The organism is Sphingomonas sp. 67-41, from assembly GCF_001899725.1.
GTDB classification, from domain to species: Bacteria; Pseudomonadota; Alphaproteobacteria; order Sphingomonadales; family Sphingomonadaceae; genus Sphingomonas; species Sphingomonas leidyi.
Genome location: NZ_MKWJ01000007.1, coordinates 55,449 through 73,132 on the forward strand (window position 1 = coordinate 55,449; position 17,684 = coordinate 73,132).

Here is a 17,684-nt window from a genome sequence, read left to right on the forward strand (position 1 = left end):
TATGTGATGAAAGACCGATGACCGCAGCTTCCTTTGGAAAACTGACATTGTGTCAGCTAGGGACGGGCCAGGAGAGCGAAACGCATGGCTGGCATTGACGTCGTCATTTCGGGAATCGGCCAGTCGGCGGTCGGGCGAAAGCTTGCCCAGTCGGGGCTCGAGCTTACCGTCGATGCGTCGCTCGAAGCGATTGCGGACGCCGGGCTCACCGTCGCGGATATCGACGGACTTTCGACCTTTCCCGGGCGCCGGCCCGACGCGATCCCCTTCTCGCCCGTCGGGACGATGGACCTCAAGGATGCGCTCGGCCTCAAGCTCGACTGGTTCGCCGGAGCGATGGAGGGCTCGGCGCAGATCGGCGCGATCATCAATGCCTATGCCGCGATCAAGGCAGGGCTGGTTCGCCATGTCCTGTGCTTCCGCACGGTCAAGGAAGGATCGGGCGGTGCATCGTGGAAGGAAAATGCCGAGGTCCGAACCCACCGCGCGCGGCTCGACGGCGAGTTTCAATATCTGTTTCCGTACAACGCGATCTCGGCGACCAACTGGCTGTCGCTCTACGCGCAGCGGCACTTCCACCTCTATGGCACCACGCGAGAGCAGCTGGGTCAGATCGCGATCATCGAACGGCGCGGGGCGGTCGATAACCCCAAGGCATTGTTCCGCGAGCCGCTGACGATGGATGAGTATCTGTCGGCGCGGATGATCTCGTCGCCGCTCGGCCTGCTCGATTGCGATGCGCCGACCGATGCCTCGACTGCGATCCTGCTGTCGGCGGCGGATGCGGTCGCCGATCGCAGCAAGCCAGCCATCCGTATCGATTCGGTCGGGGGTGGCATCCATGGCCGCTCGGGATGGGACCAGGCGGATATGCCGGACATGGCGGCGTTCGACGCGGGGCGGATGCTGTGGAAGCGCACCGACTTCAAGCCGAAGGATGTTGATATCGCGTTGCTCTATGACGGGTTCAGCTTCCTCGCGCTCAACTGGCTCGAGGCTTTGGGCTTTTGCGGAATAGGCGAGGGCGGGCCGTTCGTTGAGGGCGGCCACCGGATCGCGCGCGATGGCGAATTGCCGCTCAATCCGCACGGCGGGCAGCTTTCGGGGGGGCGCACGCACGGCTTCGGCTTTGTCCATGAGGCTGTGACCCAGCTGCGCGGGAATGCCGGCGCGCGGCAGGTGCCCAACGCTCCGAAGGTAGCAGCGGTATCGAATGGCGGCGGGCCGATGGCGGGCGCGATGCTGCTGGTTCGCGACTGAAATTTGACGAGAGGATAGACGATGACGACCTGGTCCCCCGGCGAGCAGACGACGGTTCTGAAGGAGCTGGAGAAGGCGCTTGCGCGCAGCGGCCCCAATTACGAATTCATCGATTTCTCGGGCAAGAAATACACGCTCGGCTATCTCGATGCGCAGAGCACCAGCCTGGCGCACGGGCTGCGCGCGGCGGGCGCCAAGCATGGCGAAAGCGTCGTCTCGGTGCTCGACAATTGCATCGAGCAAATCCTGCTGTTGTTCGCCTGCGCGAAGATCGGCGCGATCCATGTCCCGCTGAACACCGCGTATAAGGGAGAGTATCTGCGGCATCAGGCATCCGACGCGGATGGCGCAGTGCTGGTCGCAGAGAAGGAATATGTCGAGCGGCTGATCGCAGTCGAGGCCGGTCTGCCGAACGCGCGCGTGCTTTTCGTCAAGGGCGAAATGCGGGCAGACGGCGCGGACAAGCTGGACCTTCGGCCACTCGAATCGGCCTATGTGCCGACAGAGGAGCCGACCGGCTTCACGCCTGCGCCTTCGGACCTGGCGATGCTGATCTACACCGCGGGCACCACCGGCCTGTCGAAGGGGTGCATGATCAGCCACAACTATGTGTGCAACATGGCGCGCCAGCTGATGGGAGTGCAGAAATACACCGCCGATGACGTGATCTGGACCCCGCTGCCGGGCTTCCATTTCAATCAGTACACCGCGACAGTGATGCCTGCGCTGATGTCGGGAGCCAAGGCTGCGGTCTATCCGCGTTTCTCGGTCTCGAACTTCTGGCCCGAGATCGAGCGGACCGGCGCGACTGTCACGCAGATCCTGTCTTCGATGATCCGCCTGATCGCTGAAGCCGCGCCCAACGAAGCCCAGCAACGCTGCGTCGGCCAGCTCCGCGTGGCCGCGGGCGCACCGTTTCCGCCCGAGCTGCAGGAGGTTTGGCGCGAGCGGTTCAAGCCCCAATATGTGCGCGGACCGGCCGGATATGGCCTGACCGAGTGTGCGATCGTGACCAGCATCTCGATCGACGAAACTCAGCCCGGCAAGGCGTCGGGCCATCACAATGACGATTTCGACGTGCGGATCGTTGACGACAATGATGTCGAGCTGCCTGCGGGCACGGCCGGTGAGATCATCGTCCGTCCCAAGCGGCCGCATGTGATGTTCGAGGGCTATTGGAAGCGCCCCGCCGAGACGATGAAGGTGCTGCGCAATTTCTGGTTCCACACCGGCGATATCGGCATGTTCGACGAAGACGGCTTCTTCTTCTTCCTCGATCGCAAGAAGGATTACCTCCGCCGCAGGGGTGAGAATATCTCGTCGATGGAAGTCGAGGGCGTGTTCAGCCTGCACCCGGATATCCAGGAAGTCGCCGTCCATGCGGTGCTTGCGGACATGGAAGACGATGTGAAGGCGACCTGCACTTTGGTGCCCGGCGCCACGATCACCGAGGAAGAGCTCTGCCGCTGGTCGGTCGATAACCTTCCCTATTTCGCAGTGCCGCGCTTCATCGAATTTCGCGAGGCGCTTCCCAAGAACCCGGTCGGCCGCGTGCTCAAGTATGAGCTTCGCGACCAGGGCATCACCGAGGGCACCTGGGACCGCGAAGCTTCACAAGTCGAGCTGGTCAAACGCTGAGGCGAACCGGGACTTTACGCCGGGCGGCGAATCGCGTAGATAAAACCAACAACATGTCAGTTATGAGAGGATGGATGTGATGCGCAAGGTCGAGGATCTCGTCATCGTCAGCGTCGACGATCATATCGTCGAGCCCCCCACCATGTACGACGCGCACCTCTCGGTGCAGCACAGGGCAATCAAGCCCGAGTTGCGCAAGGACAGGAACGGCGCCGATTACTGGCTCTATGAAGGCAAGCGCACCGGCTCGATCGGGCTCAATGCAGTCGTGGGGCGGATGAAGGAGGAATATGGCTGTGAGCCGGTTTCCTTCGAGCAAATGCGCAAGGGCGCATGGGACATCCATTCGCGCATCGAGGATATGAACGCGAACGGTATTCTCGCCTCGCTCAACTTCCCCAGCGTCGTGACGTTCGACGGCGGCCTGTTCCACCGCTTCGAGAACAAGGCGAATGCGCTCACGCTGCTGCGCGCCTATAATGACTGGCATATCGACGAGTGGTGCGGCAGCTATCCGGGCCGCAACATCCCGCTGGCGATCGTGCCCTATTGGGATATCGAAGCGACCGTCGCGGAGATCAAGCGCGTCGCGGCCAAGGGCTGTCACGCGATCACCTTCAGCGACAACCCGTCGCTCAAGGGACAGCCGAGCATCCATAACGAACATTGGGAGCCGTTGTGGAACGCGTGCGCCGACCACGATATCGTGATCAATATCCATATCGGATCGGGTGCGCAGGCGCCGCATGCTTCCATGGAGTCCCCGATCGATGCGTGGATCACGACCATGCCGATCTCGATCGTCAATTCTGCGGCCGACTGGCTTCACCTCAAGGCTTTGCAGCGTCTGCCTCTCAAGGTGTCGCTTTCCGAAGGCGGGATCGGCTGGATCCCCTATTTCCTTGAGCGTGCGGATTTCGTGCACGAGCATCACAAGGCCTGGACCCATGCCGATTTCGGCGGAAAGAAGCCGAGCGAAGTCTTCCGCGAGCACTTCCTGACCTGCTTTATCGACGATGCCTTCGGTCTCGAGAATCTCGACAAGATCGGTGAGAATAACGTCGCCTATGAGTGCGACTATCCCCACTCGGACACGGTGTGGCCGGAATCTGCCGATCGGCTGCTCGCGACGCTTTCGGGCATCTCGGACCAGGCGGTTGCGAAGATCACGCATGGCAACGCGATGCGCCTGTTCAACTTCGATGCGTTCGGGATGATGGGCGGACGCGAGAACTGCACGGTCGGCGCGCTGCGCAAGGCGGGAGAGCATGTGAACACCGCACCGCAATCGTTCGGCGGCCCCGCACCGCTCGAGCCCGGCCAGGTGCAACGTCCGGTGACGTCGGGCGACATCACCAAGATGTTCACCGACGTCGCCAAGAATGACGGCGAGCTGGAAGCGGCCTGATGCCCGGCTATCAGCGGATGCTCCCACAGTTGAGCGACGAAAATCGCTTCTATTGGACCAGCGGTGCGGACGGCGTGCTGCGCATGTTGCGCTGCGACGCCTGCAGCAACTGGGTGAATCCGCCGCGGCCGATTTGCAGCAAGTGTTTGAGCAAGAGACTCAGTCCGCAGCCGCTGTCGGGCAAGGGCGAAGTGTTCAGCCTGACGCTGAACTACAAATCCTGGGGCCCCGGCCTCGATGTCCCTTACGCGATCGCCGTGGTGAAGCTCGACGAGCAGGATGACCTGCAATTGACGACGAATATCGTTGGCACTGCGCCCGAGGCAGCGCGCATCGGAATGCGGGTCGCGGTGACGTTCGAGCAGGACGAGGATGTTTGGCTGCCGATGTTTGCGCCCGACGGCGCAGTGCAGGCCGCCTGAACCGATTTTTGAAGATCAAGATTAGGAGGAACCGATGGCGGTCCAGGCACTACTCGAACGGCAGCCGGAAACCCGCGAACTGGGTTACAAGGTCTATGACGGTGACGGGCACATCTATGAGACGATGGACACGTTCCGCCGTCACCTGCCCAGGCAATATCACAGCAGCTTCCAATACGTGCAGGTCGAAGGGCGCACCAAGCTGGCGATCAACGGGCATATCAGTTCCTATATCCCGAACCCGACGTTCGAAGTGGTCGCGGCGCCGGGCAGCCATGAGATCTGGTATCGTGGCGAAAACGAGAAGGGCCTGTCGCTACGCGAGCTGACCGGCGATCCGCTCGCTTATCAGCCGGAGTTCGGCGAGCCAGAATCGCGCCTCAAGCTGCTCGACGAGCAGGGCGTACATGCCCAGCTGATCTTCCCGACCCTCGCCTCGATCATCGAGGGTCATATGGGCAACGACGTCAAGCTGATGGCCGCACTGGTCCATTCGCTCAACGCCTGGGTGCACGACGAATGGACCTTCAACTACAAGGACCGGCTCTATCCTTGCGCCTACATTTCCCTCGCCGACGTCGATCTGGCGTGCGCGGAGCTGGACTGGGCGCTGGCGCGAGGCGCGCGGCACATCCTGATCCGGCCGGCGCCGGTGCCCGGCGTGTTCGGGCCGCGCTCGCCGGGGCTGCCGGAGTTCGACAAGTTCTGGGCCAAGGTCAACGAATCCAACATCTTCGTCGTGCTCCACGTGTCCGACAGCGGCTATGACCAGATCTATCGCTGGTGGGGCAGTGGCGGCAGCGAGATGGTAGCGTTTGACCGCTCCGATCCGCTCAAGGCGTGCATGGACACCCAGGGTCGCTCGATCGCCGACACGATCGCGGCGCTTATCGCGCACGGCGTGATGGACCGTTTCCCCAATATCCGCTGGATGTCGGCCGAGAACGGGTCGATCTGGGTTCCGCATCTGATGAAGATGTTCAAGCGCGCGCACGGCCAGATGCCGCAAGCGTTCAAGCGCCACCCGATCGACACGTTCAAGGAGAGCGTGTTCGTCGAGCCTTATTACGAAGAGGATCTCAACGAGCTGCGTGAGTTCGTGCCGGTCGAGCGCCTGGTGTTCGGCAGCGACTGGCCGCACGCCGAGGGCCTGGCCAAGCCGCTCGACTTCCTCGACGAGGTCAAGGACTTCTCGGCCAGGGAGCAGGAGATGTTCATGAGCAGCAACCTGAAGGGCCTGCTCGAGGGCAAGCGCTAAGCGCGTCAAATTTCGAAGGCCGGCCCTGGCATAGTCCGGGGCCGGCTTTTCTATGCCTGCTTGCGTGGTGCGGCCAAAAGACTTTGCTCGTCGATACTGGCGCGCGTCGGCGTGAAAAGCAGTGTCAGGATGTCCGCTTCGGCCTGCTGAATATCAGCCAGGCTCAGCATCGATGGATTGTGGCGCATCGTCGCCGGGCGCGCCGCCATGCGCTCGATTGCCGAATAGATGATCACGCTACGTGCGAAGGCCGATTTGCGTTCGAGATCATGGTCTGGATGCGCGGCCATCATACGGTCGGCGATGGCGTTGATCAGCGGCATCGCCGTATCCTGGCGAATGGTCAGGAAGGCGGGATGGGCACTGTCGGCCAGATAGTTGCGTACCGTCAGGATCGCGCGGTGGCGGTCCCAGTAGGCAGTGAAGGCCTCGATGAACCGCCCGGCCTGTTCGGCCGGCGGCGCCGATTCCCATGCCGAGCCGAGCGCGTCATGCACGTCCTGCATATCGGCACCGGCCTCCTGGCTGAGCGCCAGCAGGATTTCGTCGATATCCTTGAAATAAAGATAGAAGGTCTGCGAGGCGAGCTTGGCGGCGCGCGCGATGGCGCTGGCGGTAATCTTGTGTGCGGGCTCGACCGCAATCAGCTCGCGCGTCGCATCCATCAGCCGGCGGCGGCTCTCCGCACCCTTTCGGCCGATCGATTGCCCCTGCTTGTTGACCTCGTCCATCCCAGCGCAGGAACCGCGCACGGCGCCCGGTGTCAAGCTGTCAGCCGCGCGACTTGGGCATCCCGAGGGACTTTTCGGCGATCAGGCTGCGGTGAACTTCGCTCGTCCCGCCATACACAGTCATCGCAATTGCGCGCCGCATCGTGACCTCGACATAATCCATGTCCTTGTCGAGCCCGCGGACGAGCGATGCGGCGCCACCCGCCGCGACGATCGCGCTGGCGTCACGGTACATCGTCTCGGTGGTGAACATCTTGGCCATCGGGCCGAAGCTGAGATCGTGAATACCCTCGACATCGGCCCAGATCTGGCGGCGGCAAAGCACTTCGGCGACTTCACTGTTGACCGCCGCCTTGGCGAGGACGCGCCGGACATGGGGATCCCCGATCGGAGCGCCGACATTGCCCGAGGGCTTGCGCGCCCATGCGACCGCACGCTTCATCATCGCGCTTTGCGCCGCGTGATAGCCTGCGCCGCCATGTTCGAAACCGAGCGCCGATGCCATCACACGTGCACCGTCGCCGACCTCGCCGACGCGATATTTATCGGGGACACGGACGTCGGTGAAATAGGTGATGTTCGTCTTCTCGTCCTGCAGCGTATAGACCGGGTGCAGCTCGATCCCGGGCAGCTTCATCGGCATGATGAACATCGTCAGGCCCTGATGCTTCTTGCCGCTATTGTCGGTGCGGGTGAGCATCAGGATGTAGTCGGCCTGATGGCCGTTGGTGGTGAACATCTTCTGGCCGTTGAGCAGCCAGTCATCGCCGTCGCGAACCGCGCTGAACTTCGCCCCGAAAACATCGGATCCCGATGCGGGTTCGGAAAAGCCGAGCGCGCCAAGCGCTTCGCCGCGCACGATCTCGCCGATGATCTCGTCACGGACCGAGTCCTGCGACCAGAGCTGGGTCATTTTGGCGACGAATTCGGTCACCGCCACCGGAGTGCGCGTCCAGGCTATGTCTTCCCAGAGCGGCGCCGCCGCCATGACTTCGTAGCGTGAGCGCACCTTCTGGCCCTCTGCTCCGAGGTCGGGGAAGGCATGTCCCGCCGCCGAGAGTTTCTTGTGGAATTCGGGATGATGGCCCGCCGTCGAATGATGCTTTCTGGCCTCGACGTCGGGCGTCATGTTGGCCTCGACAAAGGCACGGAGCTCTGCGGCATAGGCGTCCGCGTCAGCGCCCCAGGTGAAATCGATGCCGACATCGCCTGCCGCGGGCAGTGTCACCGGCGCATCGTCCCACAGCCGCGCCGCGACCTGGTCGAGTTCGTGGACCGGATCGCCGGCGATCAGCGCGAGCAGCTTGGCGCGGCGGAAATAGAGCTGGACGTCATATTCGAGGCTGAGGCCGTAGCCGCCAAAGGTGCGGACGGCATGCTGCACCGCCTGGTCGACCGCGTGCGCGGCCCACCAATAGGCCATCGAAACGCGCGCTCCGGCTTCCGGGCTGCCAGCCGAGATCGCGCTGATGGCGTTCCAGGTGAGAAGCTTCGCGCCGTCCATGTGCGTCGCTGCGTCCGCCATCGGATGGGCGATGCCCTGAAAGCTGCCGATCGGCGCGCCATAGGCCACGCGCTCGACCGAATAGGCCGCTGCCATCTCAAGCGCACGGCGGCCAAGGCCTGCGAGCGTAGCGGCGGTGAGGATTTTCCATTCCTCGACCGCAGCTTCGAACAGCGCGCGGGCATCGGCGCCGGATGCGAGCACGATCCGGGTGCCGCCAGCGTTGGAAAGGTCGAGCGCCGCGACGGCTGCCGCCGCGATATTGGGGGCGCGCTCTGCGCTCAATTCCGTGAAGGCGACCAACTCCCCACCATCCAGTGCAACGATCACCTTGGCAATCGAAGCGCCGAGGATCGGCTGAACCTTGCCCGGTTCGACGGGCGCCAGCGCAAGGGTCGCCAGCGCGCCACCATCGACTTCGGCCAGCAATTCCGCCGGAGCGTTCGCCCGGTGAAGCAATCCGATTGCTACGATCGCCTCGATCAGCGGCACCGGCGCGACACTGCGCCCGGCCGCCTCGGCGACGATCGCGGCATCCATCAGCGACATGCCGCCATCCTCGGGTGCGACCGCGCGCATGCCGGTGATGCCGAGTTCGACCAGCTGATCCCATAGCGCGTTGTCGATGCCGGTCGCTTCCGCGGCGCGGATGCGCTCCGGCGTCGCTTGATCCTCGAACAGGCTGGTGACCGTGTCCTTGAGGAGAGTCTGGTCTTCGGAAAGCGCGAGCTGCATGTCGATCCTTCAGGCCTTCTTGTTGGCCTTCGTCATTTCGTCGAGATTGGCGAGCGTGGCGCGGCCATCGGCGGCCCAGGCATTGGCATGGCCCAGCGAGTGCGTGTCGAAGCAGGCCTGGATCGCGGCATACTGCCCCTGGATATCCATGGTCTGGTTCACCGCGCGCTTGGCCATCATCAGCCCGTGCGGGTGCATCTGCGCGATGCTGTTGGCCAGATCGAGCGTCGCCTCATGGAGCTGCTCGAGCGGCACCACCTTGTTGAGCATGCCGATCTTCTCGGCCTCCTCGGCGTTCATCCAGCGCGCGGTGAACAGCATTTCCTTGGCCTTGCGCGCGCCGAACTCCCAGGTGTGGCCGTGATATTCGACGCCGCCGATCGCCATGCGGACAACCGGGTCCGAGAAGCGCGCATTGTCTGCCGCGACGATCAGATCCATCGGCCAGATCAGCATCAGGCCAGCCGCCACGCAGGCGCCCTGCACCGAGGCGATGGTGGGCTTGGGGAGGTTCCGCCACTTCTGCGAATAGCCCAGGAAGTGCTTCGACTCCCATTTATACATCCGCATCAGACCGTTCTGATCGACGTCATCGAACATCGACAGCCAGGGCTCATGCTTCACGACTTCCGCCGAGATGTCGTGTCCGGCCGAGAAATGCTTGCCGCTGGCGTTGAGAATGATGACGCGAACATCGTCGTCCGCCGCCGCCTTGTCGAACGCGGCGTCCAGCTCCGCCAGCAAGGGCGGATGCTGCGCGTTGTTCGCTTCCGGCCGGTTGAGCGTGATGATCGCGACACGATCGCGGACTTCGTAGAGGATGAAGCTCATCTGGATTTCCTCAGCGCGGGGGCATGCGAATGGCGCCGTCGAGACGGACGGTCTCGCCGTTGAAATAGCCGTTGCGGACCATCTCCAGCACCAGGCTGGCATATTCGGACGGATTGCCGAAACGCTTGGGGAAGGGGACCGAAGCGGCGAGCGCTTCCTTCACATTGTCCGGCGCTCCCATCATCAGCGGAGTATCGAAGATGCCCGGCATGATGGTGTTGACGCGGATGCCCTCGCTGGAAAGGTCGCGCGCGATCGGCAGGGTCATGCCGACGACCGCGGCTTTGGATGCCGAATAGGCCGCCTGACCCATCTGGCCGTCCTGCGCTGCGGCGGAGGCGGTGCTGACGATCGCGCCGCGCTCGCCATCGATGGGGTCGAGCGTAAGCATGCCTGCGGCCGCGCGGGTGATGCAGCGGAAAGTGCCGACGGTGTTGAGCATCAGCACCCAGGCGAACTTGTCGGTCGGGAACATCTTGATCTCGCCGGTCTTGCGATCGCGGCCCGCGGTCTTGGCGCTGTTGCCGCCGCCCGCACAGTTGACGAGGATACGCTCCTGGCCGTTGGCCGCGCGCGCCTTCGCGAAGGCTGCGTCGACCGATTCATCGGACAATACATCGACCTGGCAGTAAATCGCGCCGGTCTCGGCGGCTGCGCGTTCGCCGGCTTCCGCGTTGAGATCGAGAATTGCGACCTTCACGTCCTGCGCGCGAAGCGCTTTCACCGTGGCGAGGCCAAGCCCGGAGGCGCCCCCGGTGACCACTGCGGAAATCGACGAGTCCAGCTTCATGAATCCTGCTCCAGATGCGGGCGGCATGATCCTGGCTGCCCCATACCGTACGGCGACTATGCTTCGGCTGAGTGCTGTGCAATCCGGGCCTGCCCAAGCGCATGGTTGTGATGCGTTCTCCCGTGGCGCGAGACATGGCCGTATCGCGCGTTCTAGATGCCGCGCTAAGGAGCGGACGATGAGCATCGCTGACCGTTTGAAGCCCAACCTAAGGCTGCCGGTGGTGGCCGCGCCAATGTTTCTCGTGTCCGATCCCGGGTTGGTGATTGCCGCCTGCAAAGCCGGCGTGATTGGCACCTTTCCGTCGCTCAATTGCCGGAACACGGCGGATTATGGGGCATGGCTCGATACGATCGACGCGGCGCTTGGGCCGGATGATGCGCGCTATGGCGTGAACCTCATTGTCGGCAAGCAGAACACGCGACTGAGTGAAGACCTGGCGCTCACGGTGATACGGCGAGTGCCTTTGGTGATCACCTCGTTCGGCGCAGACAAGGACGTGGTCGCAGCCGTGCGTAGCTATGGCGGCACCGTCTTCCACGATGTCGCCAGTGCGCGGCACGCCGAAATCGCAGCAGCTGCAGGCGTGGACGGGCTGATCGTGCTGACTGCCGGGGCAGGTGGGCATACCGGCTGGCTCAATCCGTTCGCGGTCATGAACGAGGTTCGCTCGATCTTCGATGGCACCATATTGCTCGCCGGAGCGATCTCGACCGGACGCGACGTCGCCGCGGCGCGGATGATGGGCGCGGACCTCGCCTATATGGGGACACGGTTCATTGCCACCGAAGAGGCGGCCGTTGCGCAGGATTACAGACGCTTGTTGATCGAAGCGACGGCCAAGGATGTGCTCGCCACGCGAGGCATTAGCGGGACGCCCGCCAACTTCCTCAAGACATCGATTGCCGGGCGCGGCCTCGATCCAGACCTGTTCGCCGCCGCGACCGCGCCTCTCGCCGAATTGGGCGGACTGAAGCCGTGGAAAGACATCTGGTCGGCGGGGCAGGGGGTTGGCGCGATCGCGGACGCACCGCCTGTGCGTGAACTTGTGGACCGGCTGGTCGCTGAATATGACGACGCGTTAGCGGGCGCGAAACGCAGCTAGGCCGGCTTTGGCTTCCTCACCGCCCGCTACGGCAAGCGACAGGCGCAGCTCCTCGGCGAGACCCTGTTCGAGCGGAAGGTCGCTTGCGCGGATCGCTTCGTGGATCGCAGCTTCGGCAAAGGGGCGGTTGCCCGCGCGCTTGAGCGCGAAGTCGATTGCCGCGCGGACGACATTCTCGGCGATCCGGTCCACCAATCCCCAGGCCAGCGCGGTCGCGGCGTCAATCGGATCGCCGCTCAGCATCAGATCGAGCGCTCGGCTTTCCCCGATCAGACGTGGCAACGTCTGGGTGGCGCCATAGGCAGGCATGAGGCCCAGTTTGATTTCCGGCTGGCCAAATTGAGCGCCCGGATCGGCGATGCGGAAATGGCAGCCCATCGCAACCTCGAGCCCGCCGCCCAGCGCATAGCCGGTGATTGCCGCAACCCCGAGCTTGGGGAAGCCGTGCATTCGCAGCATCAGGCCATGCATGTGACGGATGCGTCCCTCGGGATCGCCGCCGCCTTCCTTAAGATCGGAGCCGACGCAAAAGGCTCTACCCGCGCCGGTGATGACGAAGGCACGGCTGTCGTCCGCTTCAATTCGGTCGAGATGGACGTCGAGTTCAGCAAGCAACGCTGTGTTGAGCGCGTTGAGAGCCTGTGGGCGGTTGAGCGTCAGCACGGCGACACCGTCAATGTCTTCGCGAAAGATGGTGGACATGGCTCAGTGTCGGTCGAAGCCGGGCGAGCCGCAAGACGGAGCGCATCGCATATTGGATGCTTTGACCGCCGGGTTTGTTGCCCGGGTTCACCCCGATAGGACCGGAGCGACACCGATCGATGAGGTTAGACAATGAGCAATGTTATCGTCGCGGGCGGCTTTGGTGCACTCGGCCGCGTCGTCGTTGAGGAACTGCGGACGCGAGGGCATCGTGTCGCTGTTGTCGATATGGCGCCCGTTCCGGAGTCCAGCGACGATCTGGCGATCGGCGGCGTCGATCTTGCGGATAACGAGGCGGTGGCAACTGCATATGCGGAAGCGGTGCGGAAGCTCGGTTCGATCGACGGGCTGGTCAATGTCGCGGGCGGGTTCACCTGGGAGCCTGTACAGGGAGGAAGCCTCGACAGCTTCGACGCGATGTATCGGATGAATCTGCGCACCGCCGCCGCCTCATGCCGAGCCGTGCTTGAGCACATGACCAGTGGGGCAATCGTCAATGTTGGCGCGGCCGCGGCGACTGGACCGGGGTTCGGCATGGCTTCCTATGCTGCTTCGAAAGCCGGCGTGATGGCCTTGACTGAAAGCCTGGCCGAGGAGCTTCGGGGCAGCGGCATCCGGGTCAACGCGGTGCTGCCGACGATTCTCGACACGCCCGCCAACCGCAACGACATGCCGGATGCCGATACCAGCGGCTGGGTGACGCCCGCCAGCGCCGCCAAAGCGATTGCCTTCCTGCTTTCCGACGAGGCCGAAGCGGTGACGGGCGCTGGTATCCGGCTTTCGCTCGGCGGTGGTGGCGCATAGAAGCTGCGCATGAGCGGAGGCATTTCACCAGCCGATAGTAACGCAACGGGCCTCGTCCTCGGGCGCAAGGGCAGGGAGACGCGCCAGCGGCTGATGGACGCTGCATTTCGCCTGCTCGCGCATACCTCCCCGCGCGACCTGACCGCGATTGCGATCGCGACCGAAGCAGGAACTGCGCCCGCCACGCTCTACATCTATTTCCGCGACGTGCAGGACATGCTGTACGCGTTAAGCGAGTCCGCAACTGCGGACATGCTTTCGGCTTTCGCCGCTCTCGATGTGTTCCATGACAATGGCAGGGTCGCGGCAGACAGCGAGGCATTCCTCGCGATGCTGGCGGAGCAATGGGATCGCCACGGCGCGATTCTCTATTATCGGATGATGGAGGCAGACCGCGGCGAGCCGCGCTTTGCGGCATTGCGCGGTCGCTGGGCCGAGGCGGTGCTCGACCGGTTCGCCAGGTTGCTCCAGCAGGCGCCCCACCTCAAGCCGCCGCTCGACGAGGTTGACGCTTATGCCGAGAGTATCGTGCTGTTCGCATCGATCGAGCGGCTGGCGGGGGCGATCCAGCGCGAGCCGAAGCTGCGTATCCCGCCCGAGCGGATGCGCGCGGCGCAGGCGCGGGTGCTGACCCGCATGATCGCGCCGGACGGTTAGGGGAGGCCGGAACGCTTGCCCCGGCCTCTTCCTTGATCACAGACCGATTTGGGCGCGCGTCAGCGTGGTCTTGAGCTTCGCGCCATCAGCGCTGAGCGACGAGAGCGGTACGCGGTAGAGCTTCATGTTCGACGTGAAGGTGACATAGCCAGCAGCGCTGTTCACTTCCTTGACCTTGCCCAGGTTGCGGCCATCGGCGTCGATCAGAACCTGATTCTTCCGTGCCTGCACCGTCTCGGCGGGCGCGCCCTGAAACGCGAATGCGGGGATGGGAGCAAGCAGCATGGCAGCCGCCGCGAACACGGAAAGCGATGTATTCTTCATGGGAAACAACCTCCAGCAAACCTCCTGCGGATGCGCAGATGATCAAGCTCTGACGCGCTGCAGCAAGCCATGCAACTGGTTTTATGATGGATCGTCAATTAAAACTGTTGTGTTGTCAGTTTTTTGTTTGCGCGCCGTGCCGGTGAAGGAAATCGATGACCGCATCGTTGAAAACATCGTTGCGATCGCCCGCGACCATATGGTCGGCGGAGGCGATGTTGACGATCTCGGCGTGCGGTGTGAGCGCCTGAAACTCCTTCACGCTCTCAAGGCTAACAACCTGACTCAGGCCGCCGCGGATCAGCAGAGTCGGTACCGCCAAATTGCGCGCCGCCGCACGCAGGCGTTCGCCGTTCCGGATGAATTCGGACGAAGAAACTTCCCTTCCCGTAAAGGCGGGATCCCAATGCCAGCGATAGCGGCCGTCCTCACCGACGCGCAGATTCTTCAGCAGCCCGCTAGGATCTTTCGGACGAGGGCGGTGTGGCTGATAGGCGGCGACGGCGTCCGCGGCTTCTTCCAGCGAGGCAAAGCCGTCCGGACTTGCGCGCATGAAGGCACCGATGCGCGCGGCGCCCTCGACCTCGATTCTGGGTGCGACATCGACCAGGACGAGGCTGGCGGCAGCTGCGCGGCCTTCGCCGATCGTCACGAGGGCGGTCAGGCCGCCGAGCGAGGCGCCGACCAGGATCGCCGGCGCGGGCAGCGCGCCCAGGATCGCTGCGAGATCGTCGATGAACCGGTCGAGACCATAGTCGCCGTCGGGCGACCAGCCGCTTTCGCCATGCCCGCGCAGGTCCAGCGACAGGACGCGGTAGCCGGCGCCGGCAAGCGTCGCTGCCGCCGAGCCCCATGAAAAGCGCGTCTGGCCGCCACCGTGCAGAAGCACTACCGGCGCCCCGTCGGCAGGCCCGCCGATATCGGCGGCGATCCGGACGCCGGCACCCTGGAGCATGGTTGGTTGCATCGAATCTCTCCCGCTGCGCGCAGAAACGAAAACGGCGGACCGAAACCGGCCCGCCGTCTTCTTACTCAAGGATTGGAACGCGTCAGAACTTGATGCGGCCCTGTATCCCGTACATCCGCGGCTCGCCGTAGAAGAGCGAAGCATAGCCGGCCGACGTGGCGGTGTTGGCTCCGCCCACCGAATATTCCTCGTCAAAGAGGTTGCGGGCATAGAGGCCGAGCGTGACCGGCGACCCGCCAATATCCTCCCAATCGATCCGTGCGTTGAATACCGCATAGGCCGGACGGCTCAGGTTGAGATCGGTCTTGAACGGACTGTAGTAAGTCCGGCTGGCGCGATACCCGTCCAGATTGAACGAAATGCCACCCATGCCGTCGCTGAGCGTCGTCTCGTAGCTCACGCTTCCCCCCAGGGTAAGCGCGGGAGCGTACGGGAAGGCGGTATCGGCTGCGTTCGCCGGGAAGGCATTGCGCGAGGCCAGGATCGCCGGCGTCCCGACTTCCAGATACTTCGCGTCATTGTAGCTCGCAAAGCCCGAGAGGGTGAGACCACGCGTCGGCGTGATCGTGAAATCGACGTCGAAGCCCTGCACGCGCGCGCGGCCGGCGTTGATGATGATCGTGCCCGCCGACGGATCGTTGTTCGGATTTCCGTCACCGTCGAAATTATTGTTGGTGCCGTTCACGCCGCGCTGCGACCCCGTATAGGTGCCGCGGAAGAAATCGACATTGAACGTGCCGCGCACGCCGCCCGCCGACCAGTGAGTCTTCAGGCCGACTTCGGCGTCGACCACCGTTTCCGGCGCGTAGGTCTGGAAGGGGGTCAGGATGCCGCCCAGAACCGGCGTGTTGACGCCGCCCGCGCGATACCCCCGGCGAACCGTGCCATAGACGAAGACATTCTCGCTCGCCTGGTAGTTGAGTCCGACGTTCCAGGTCCACGCCTGCGACTTCACGGTGGCCTGCGTACCCTGAATTGCGCGCGGCGTGGCATTGACGGTGATCGTACCGCCGTTGCGGCACTGGTCCAGCGTCGCCACCGGGGTTCCGAAAACGAACGGGTTGTTGGCGGGATAGCCCAGCGCGCAGGCAGTGGTGCTGTCCCAGGTGTGACGCGCACCGGCATCGAGCTTCACGCCGCTGCCAAAGTCGAAGGTCGCCTGCCCGAACAGTGCCTTGCTGGTCTGGGTGCGATAACTCTGGATCAGCGACGCAGGGAGGCGCGGCGTGAAGGCGGCTACGATGAGGCCGTTACGGCCGCTCGGGCGCGATTTCACGTAGAAGGCGCCGAGGATGGTATCGAGGCGATCACCGAGGAATGATCCCTGAACCTGGAATTCCTCGCTGAACTGGCTGAAGTCCTGAAGATTCTCTGCGGTCGTCAGGCCCATTTCGGTGCCATCGGTATCGGTAAGGCTATAGTGAAATGCTGTGCGATATCCGAGAATGTTCTTGAACGTGATGCTGCCGGCATCGACCGTCGTCGTGTTCGAGAGGCCCTGAAGCTGGACATTTTGGAACACGCGGGGCGAAGTGAAATTCTTACGGATGCCGGCTGCCTGCTGGCGGGCCAGCGCGAGATCCACGTCGCACGAGGCCGAAGTGTTGCAGTCGTACAGGACGTTGAAGGTCGGCAGCCGCGGCGTGATCGTGCCTGGATAGAGATGGGTCAGCAATGCGCCGTCGCCCTGGCGCTCCCAGCGGATGCTGTCGTAAACCGTGGTGTTGTGGACCGGTCCCGCTTCAATCAGCAATGAGACCCGAAAGGAGAAGTCGTTGCGATTGTCCAGATCCTGTCCGGTGATCTGCGAAACCGTGTAGCCGTCGCGCTTGTTGCGCTGGCCGGCGACGCGGATCGCGACATGATCGGTGATGACCGGGATATTGATCGCGCCTTCCGCGACGATCGCGTTGTAGTTGCCGTACGAGGCCGACACATAGCCGCCGAGTTCGTAGTTCGGCGCGACCGGATAGACGAGCACTGCGCCCGAGGTTGAGTTGCGGCCGAACAACGTGCCTTGCGGCCCCTTGAGGACCTGGACCGAGGCGAGGTCATAGGTCGGGATGACGCTTGCAACATAAGGAAGCGGCACGTCGGCGAAATAGGTCAGCACCGGCTGCGCGGCGTCACCGATATTGGAGCGGCTCTGCGAGCGGATGACGATCTGCGGATTGGCGCTGCCGCCCGAGCGGCCATAGGTCAGGCCCGGCGTCGCCTGGGTCAGCTGCTCGATCGAGGTGATTGAGCGGTTCTCGAGCTGATCGCTGCCAAACGCAGTGACGGCGACCGGAACACGCGAAAGCGCTTCTTCGCGGCGGCGGGCGGTCACGACGATCTCACCGTTGTCGGTGCTGTCCTGCGCCTTCGTGTCGTCCTGCGCCGCGGCGGTCGGATCATCGCTGGTGACGGGGTCGCTGCTATTGGCCAAAGCCGGCGTGGCGCTGAAGATGATGGCAGCGCAACTTGCGAGCAGCGCGCGCTTGGAAATCGACGTCATATCCCCTCCTCGGGTGTTGTGATTGCTGGCCGATTTCTTCGCGTCGGCTGA

Annotated in this window: 16 protein-coding genes; 8 read left to right on the forward strand and 8 right to left on the reverse strand. The window is 63.5% G+C overall.

Annotated features, from left to right (window positions below):
- Positions 1 to 84 precede the first annotated feature (84 nt).
- The 5 genes from BGP17_RS03525 to BGP17_RS03545 all read left to right on the forward strand — a co-directional run bounded on the left by BGP17_RS03525 (position 85) and on the right by BGP17_RS03545 (position 5,986).
- Complete coding sequence (locus tag BGP17_RS03525) at positions 85 to 1,260, forward strand: thiolase family protein (protein ID WP_286711020.1); 1,176 nt, start codon at positions 85 to 87, stop codon at positions 1,258 to 1,260.
- A 21-nt stretch (positions 1,261 to 1,281) separates the two neighbouring features.
- Positions 1,282 to 2,898 (forward strand): AMP-binding protein, encoded by a 1,617-nt coding sequence (locus BGP17_RS03530; RefSeq protein ID WP_286711021.1) that lies wholly within the window; start codon positions 1,282 to 1,284, stop codon positions 2,896 to 2,898.
- Positions 2,899 to 2,977: 79 nt separating this feature from the next.
- Entirely contained in the window at positions 2,978 to 4,306 is a 1,329-nt protein-coding gene (locus tag BGP17_RS03535; RefSeq protein WP_286711022.1) for an amidohydrolase family protein, read from the forward strand.
- Positions 4,306 to 4,728, forward strand: a complete 423-nt coding sequence (locus BGP17_RS03540; RefSeq protein ID WP_286711023.1) for a Zn-ribbon domain-containing OB-fold protein — start codon at positions 4,306 to 4,308, stop codon at positions 4,726 to 4,728. Before BGP17_RS03535 ends, BGP17_RS03540 begins: the two co-directional genes overlap by 1 nt.
- Positions 4,729 to 4,762: 34 nt before the next feature.
- Complete coding sequence (locus tag BGP17_RS03545; RefSeq protein ID WP_286711024.1) at positions 4,763 to 5,986, forward strand: amidohydrolase family protein; 1,224 nt, start codon at positions 4,763 to 4,765, stop codon at positions 5,984 to 5,986.
- Positions 5,987 to 6,036: 50 nt separating this feature from the next.
- Here BGP17_RS03545 and BGP17_RS03550 read toward each other — a convergent pair whose 3' ends face one another.
- From BGP17_RS03550 to BGP17_RS03565, 4 genes are read right to left on the reverse strand one after another with little or no spacing between them, the layout of a single operon-like run.
- The gene (locus tag BGP17_RS03550) at positions 6,037 to 6,717 is read right to left on the reverse strand and encodes a TetR/AcrR family transcriptional regulator (protein ID WP_286711025.1); all 681 of its coding nucleotides are present in this window, start codon (positions 6,715 to 6,717) and stop codon (positions 6,037 to 6,039) included.
- A gap of 40 nt (positions 6,718 to 6,757) precedes the next feature.
- The gene (locus BGP17_RS03555; protein WP_286711026.1) at positions 6,758 to 8,956 is read right to left on the reverse strand and encodes an acyl-CoA dehydrogenase family protein; all 2,199 of its coding nucleotides are present in this window, start codon (positions 8,954 to 8,956) and stop codon (positions 6,758 to 6,760) included.
- A gap of 9 nt (positions 8,957 to 8,965) precedes the next feature.
- A complete protein-coding gene (locus tag BGP17_RS03560; protein WP_286711027.1) occupies positions 8,966 to 9,787 on the reverse strand; it encodes an enoyl-CoA hydratase in 822 nt (273 codons plus the stop codon).
- 10 nt (positions 9,788 to 9,797) lie between these two features.
- Entirely contained in the window at positions 9,798 to 10,577 is a 780-nt protein-coding gene (locus BGP17_RS03565) for an SDR family NAD(P)-dependent oxidoreductase (protein WP_286711028.1), read from the reverse strand.
- Positions 10,578 to 10,755: 178 nt separating this feature from the next.
- Here BGP17_RS03565 and BGP17_RS03570 point away from each other — a divergent pair, with 178 nt between their 5' ends.
- Positions 10,756 to 11,682 carry an NAD(P)H-dependent flavin oxidoreductase gene (locus BGP17_RS03570; protein ID WP_286711029.1) on the forward strand — a complete coding sequence of 309 codons (927 nt, stop codon included), beginning with the start codon at positions 10,756 to 10,758 and terminating at the stop codon, positions 11,680 to 11,682.
- Here the strand turns inward: BGP17_RS03570 and BGP17_RS03575 are convergent.
- On the reverse strand, positions 11,659 to 12,384 hold the full coding sequence (locus tag BGP17_RS03575; RefSeq protein WP_286711030.1) for an enoyl-CoA hydratase/isomerase family protein: 726 nt from the start codon (positions 12,382 to 12,384) through the stop codon (positions 11,659 to 11,661). The two genes, BGP17_RS03570 and BGP17_RS03575, sit on opposite strands and share 24 nt — an antisense overlap.
- 132 nt (positions 12,385 to 12,516) lie before the next feature.
- Here BGP17_RS03575 and BGP17_RS03580 point away from each other — a divergent pair, with 132 nt between their 5' ends.
- Entirely contained in the window at positions 12,517 to 13,188 is a 672-nt protein-coding gene (locus tag BGP17_RS03580) for an SDR family NAD(P)-dependent oxidoreductase (RefSeq protein ID WP_286711031.1), read from the forward strand.
- 9 nt (positions 13,189 to 13,197) lie between these two features.
- Positions 13,198 to 13,845 (forward strand): TetR/AcrR family transcriptional regulator, encoded by a 648-nt coding sequence (locus tag BGP17_RS03585; RefSeq protein WP_286711032.1) that lies wholly within the window; start codon positions 13,198 to 13,200, stop codon positions 13,843 to 13,845.
- Between the two features lie 36 nt (positions 13,846 to 13,881).
- On the opposite strand, the gene BGP17_RS03590 is transcribed toward BGP17_RS03585, so the two are convergent.
- From BGP17_RS03590 to BGP17_RS03600, 3 genes are all read right to left on the reverse strand, one after another.
- Positions 13,882 to 14,169, reverse strand: coding sequence for a hypothetical protein (locus tag BGP17_RS03590; protein ID WP_286711033.1), 288 nt, complete (start codon positions 14,167 to 14,169; stop codon positions 13,882 to 13,884).
- Positions 14,170 to 14,284: 115 nt separating this feature from the next.
- Positions 14,285 to 15,205 carry an alpha/beta fold hydrolase gene (locus BGP17_RS03595; protein WP_286711034.1) on the reverse strand — a complete coding sequence of 307 codons (921 nt, stop codon included), beginning with the start codon at positions 15,203 to 15,205 and terminating at the stop codon, positions 14,285 to 14,287.
- Between the two features lie 13 nt (positions 15,206 to 15,218).
- Complete coding sequence (locus BGP17_RS03600; RefSeq protein WP_286711035.1) at positions 15,219 to 17,633, reverse strand: TonB-dependent receptor; 2,415 nt, start codon at positions 17,631 to 17,633, stop codon at positions 15,219 to 15,221.
- Between the last annotated feature and the right edge of the window lie 51 nt (positions 17,634 to 17,684).

Excerpts from the sequence above, each read along its gene's own strand:
- BGP17_RS03525 (WP_286711020.1), top strand. The coding sequence starts at position 85 with ATGGCTGGCATTGACGTCGTCATTTCGGGAATCGGCCAGTCGGCGGTC.
- BGP17_RS03530 (WP_286711021.1), top strand. The coding sequence starts at position 1,282 with ATGACGACCTGGTCCCCCGGCGAGCAGACGACGGTTCTGAAGGAGCTG.
- BGP17_RS03535 (WP_286711022.1), top strand. The coding sequence starts at position 2,978 with ATGCGCAAGGTCGAGGATCTCGTCATCGTCAGCGTCGACGATCATATC.
- BGP17_RS03540 (WP_286711023.1), top strand. The coding sequence starts at position 4,306 with ATGCCCGGCTATCAGCGGATGCTCCCACAGTTGAGCGACGAAAATCGC.
- BGP17_RS03545 (WP_286711024.1), top strand. The coding sequence starts at position 4,763 with ATGGCGGTCCAGGCACTACTCGAACGGCAGCCGGAAACCCGCGAACTG.
- BGP17_RS03550 (WP_286711025.1), bottom strand. The coding sequence starts at position 6,717 with ATGGACGAGGTCAACAAGCAGGGGCAATCGATCGGCCGAAAGGGTGCG.
- BGP17_RS03555 (WP_286711026.1), bottom strand. The coding sequence starts at position 8,956 with ATGCAGCTCGCGCTTTCCGAAGACCAGACTCTCCTCAAGGACACGGTC.
- BGP17_RS03560 (WP_286711027.1), bottom strand. The coding sequence starts at position 9,787 with ATGAGCTTCATCCTCTACGAAGTCCGCGATCGTGTCGCGATCATCACG.
- BGP17_RS03565 (WP_286711028.1), bottom strand. The coding sequence starts at position 10,577 with ATGAAGCTGGACTCGTCGATTTCCGCAGTGGTCACCGGGGGCGCCTCC.
- BGP17_RS03570 (WP_286711029.1), top strand. The coding sequence starts at position 10,756 with ATGAGCATCGCTGACCGTTTGAAGCCCAACCTAAGGCTGCCGGTGGTG.
- BGP17_RS03575 (WP_286711030.1), bottom strand. The coding sequence starts at position 12,384 with ATGTCCACCATCTTTCGCGAAGACATTGACGGTGTCGCCGTGCTGACG.
- BGP17_RS03580 (WP_286711031.1), top strand. The coding sequence starts at position 12,517 with ATGAGCAATGTTATCGTCGCGGGCGGCTTTGGTGCACTCGGCCGCGTC.
- BGP17_RS03585 (WP_286711032.1), top strand. The coding sequence starts at position 13,198 with ATGAGCGGAGGCATTTCACCAGCCGATAGTAACGCAACGGGCCTCGTC.
- BGP17_RS03590 (WP_286711033.1), bottom strand. The coding sequence starts at position 14,169 with ATGAAGAATACATCGCTTTCCGTGTTCGCGGCGGCTGCCATGCTGCTT.
- BGP17_RS03600 (WP_286711035.1), bottom strand. The coding sequence starts at position 17,633 with ATGACGTCGATTTCCAAGCGCGCGCTGCTCGCAAGTTGCGCTGCCATC.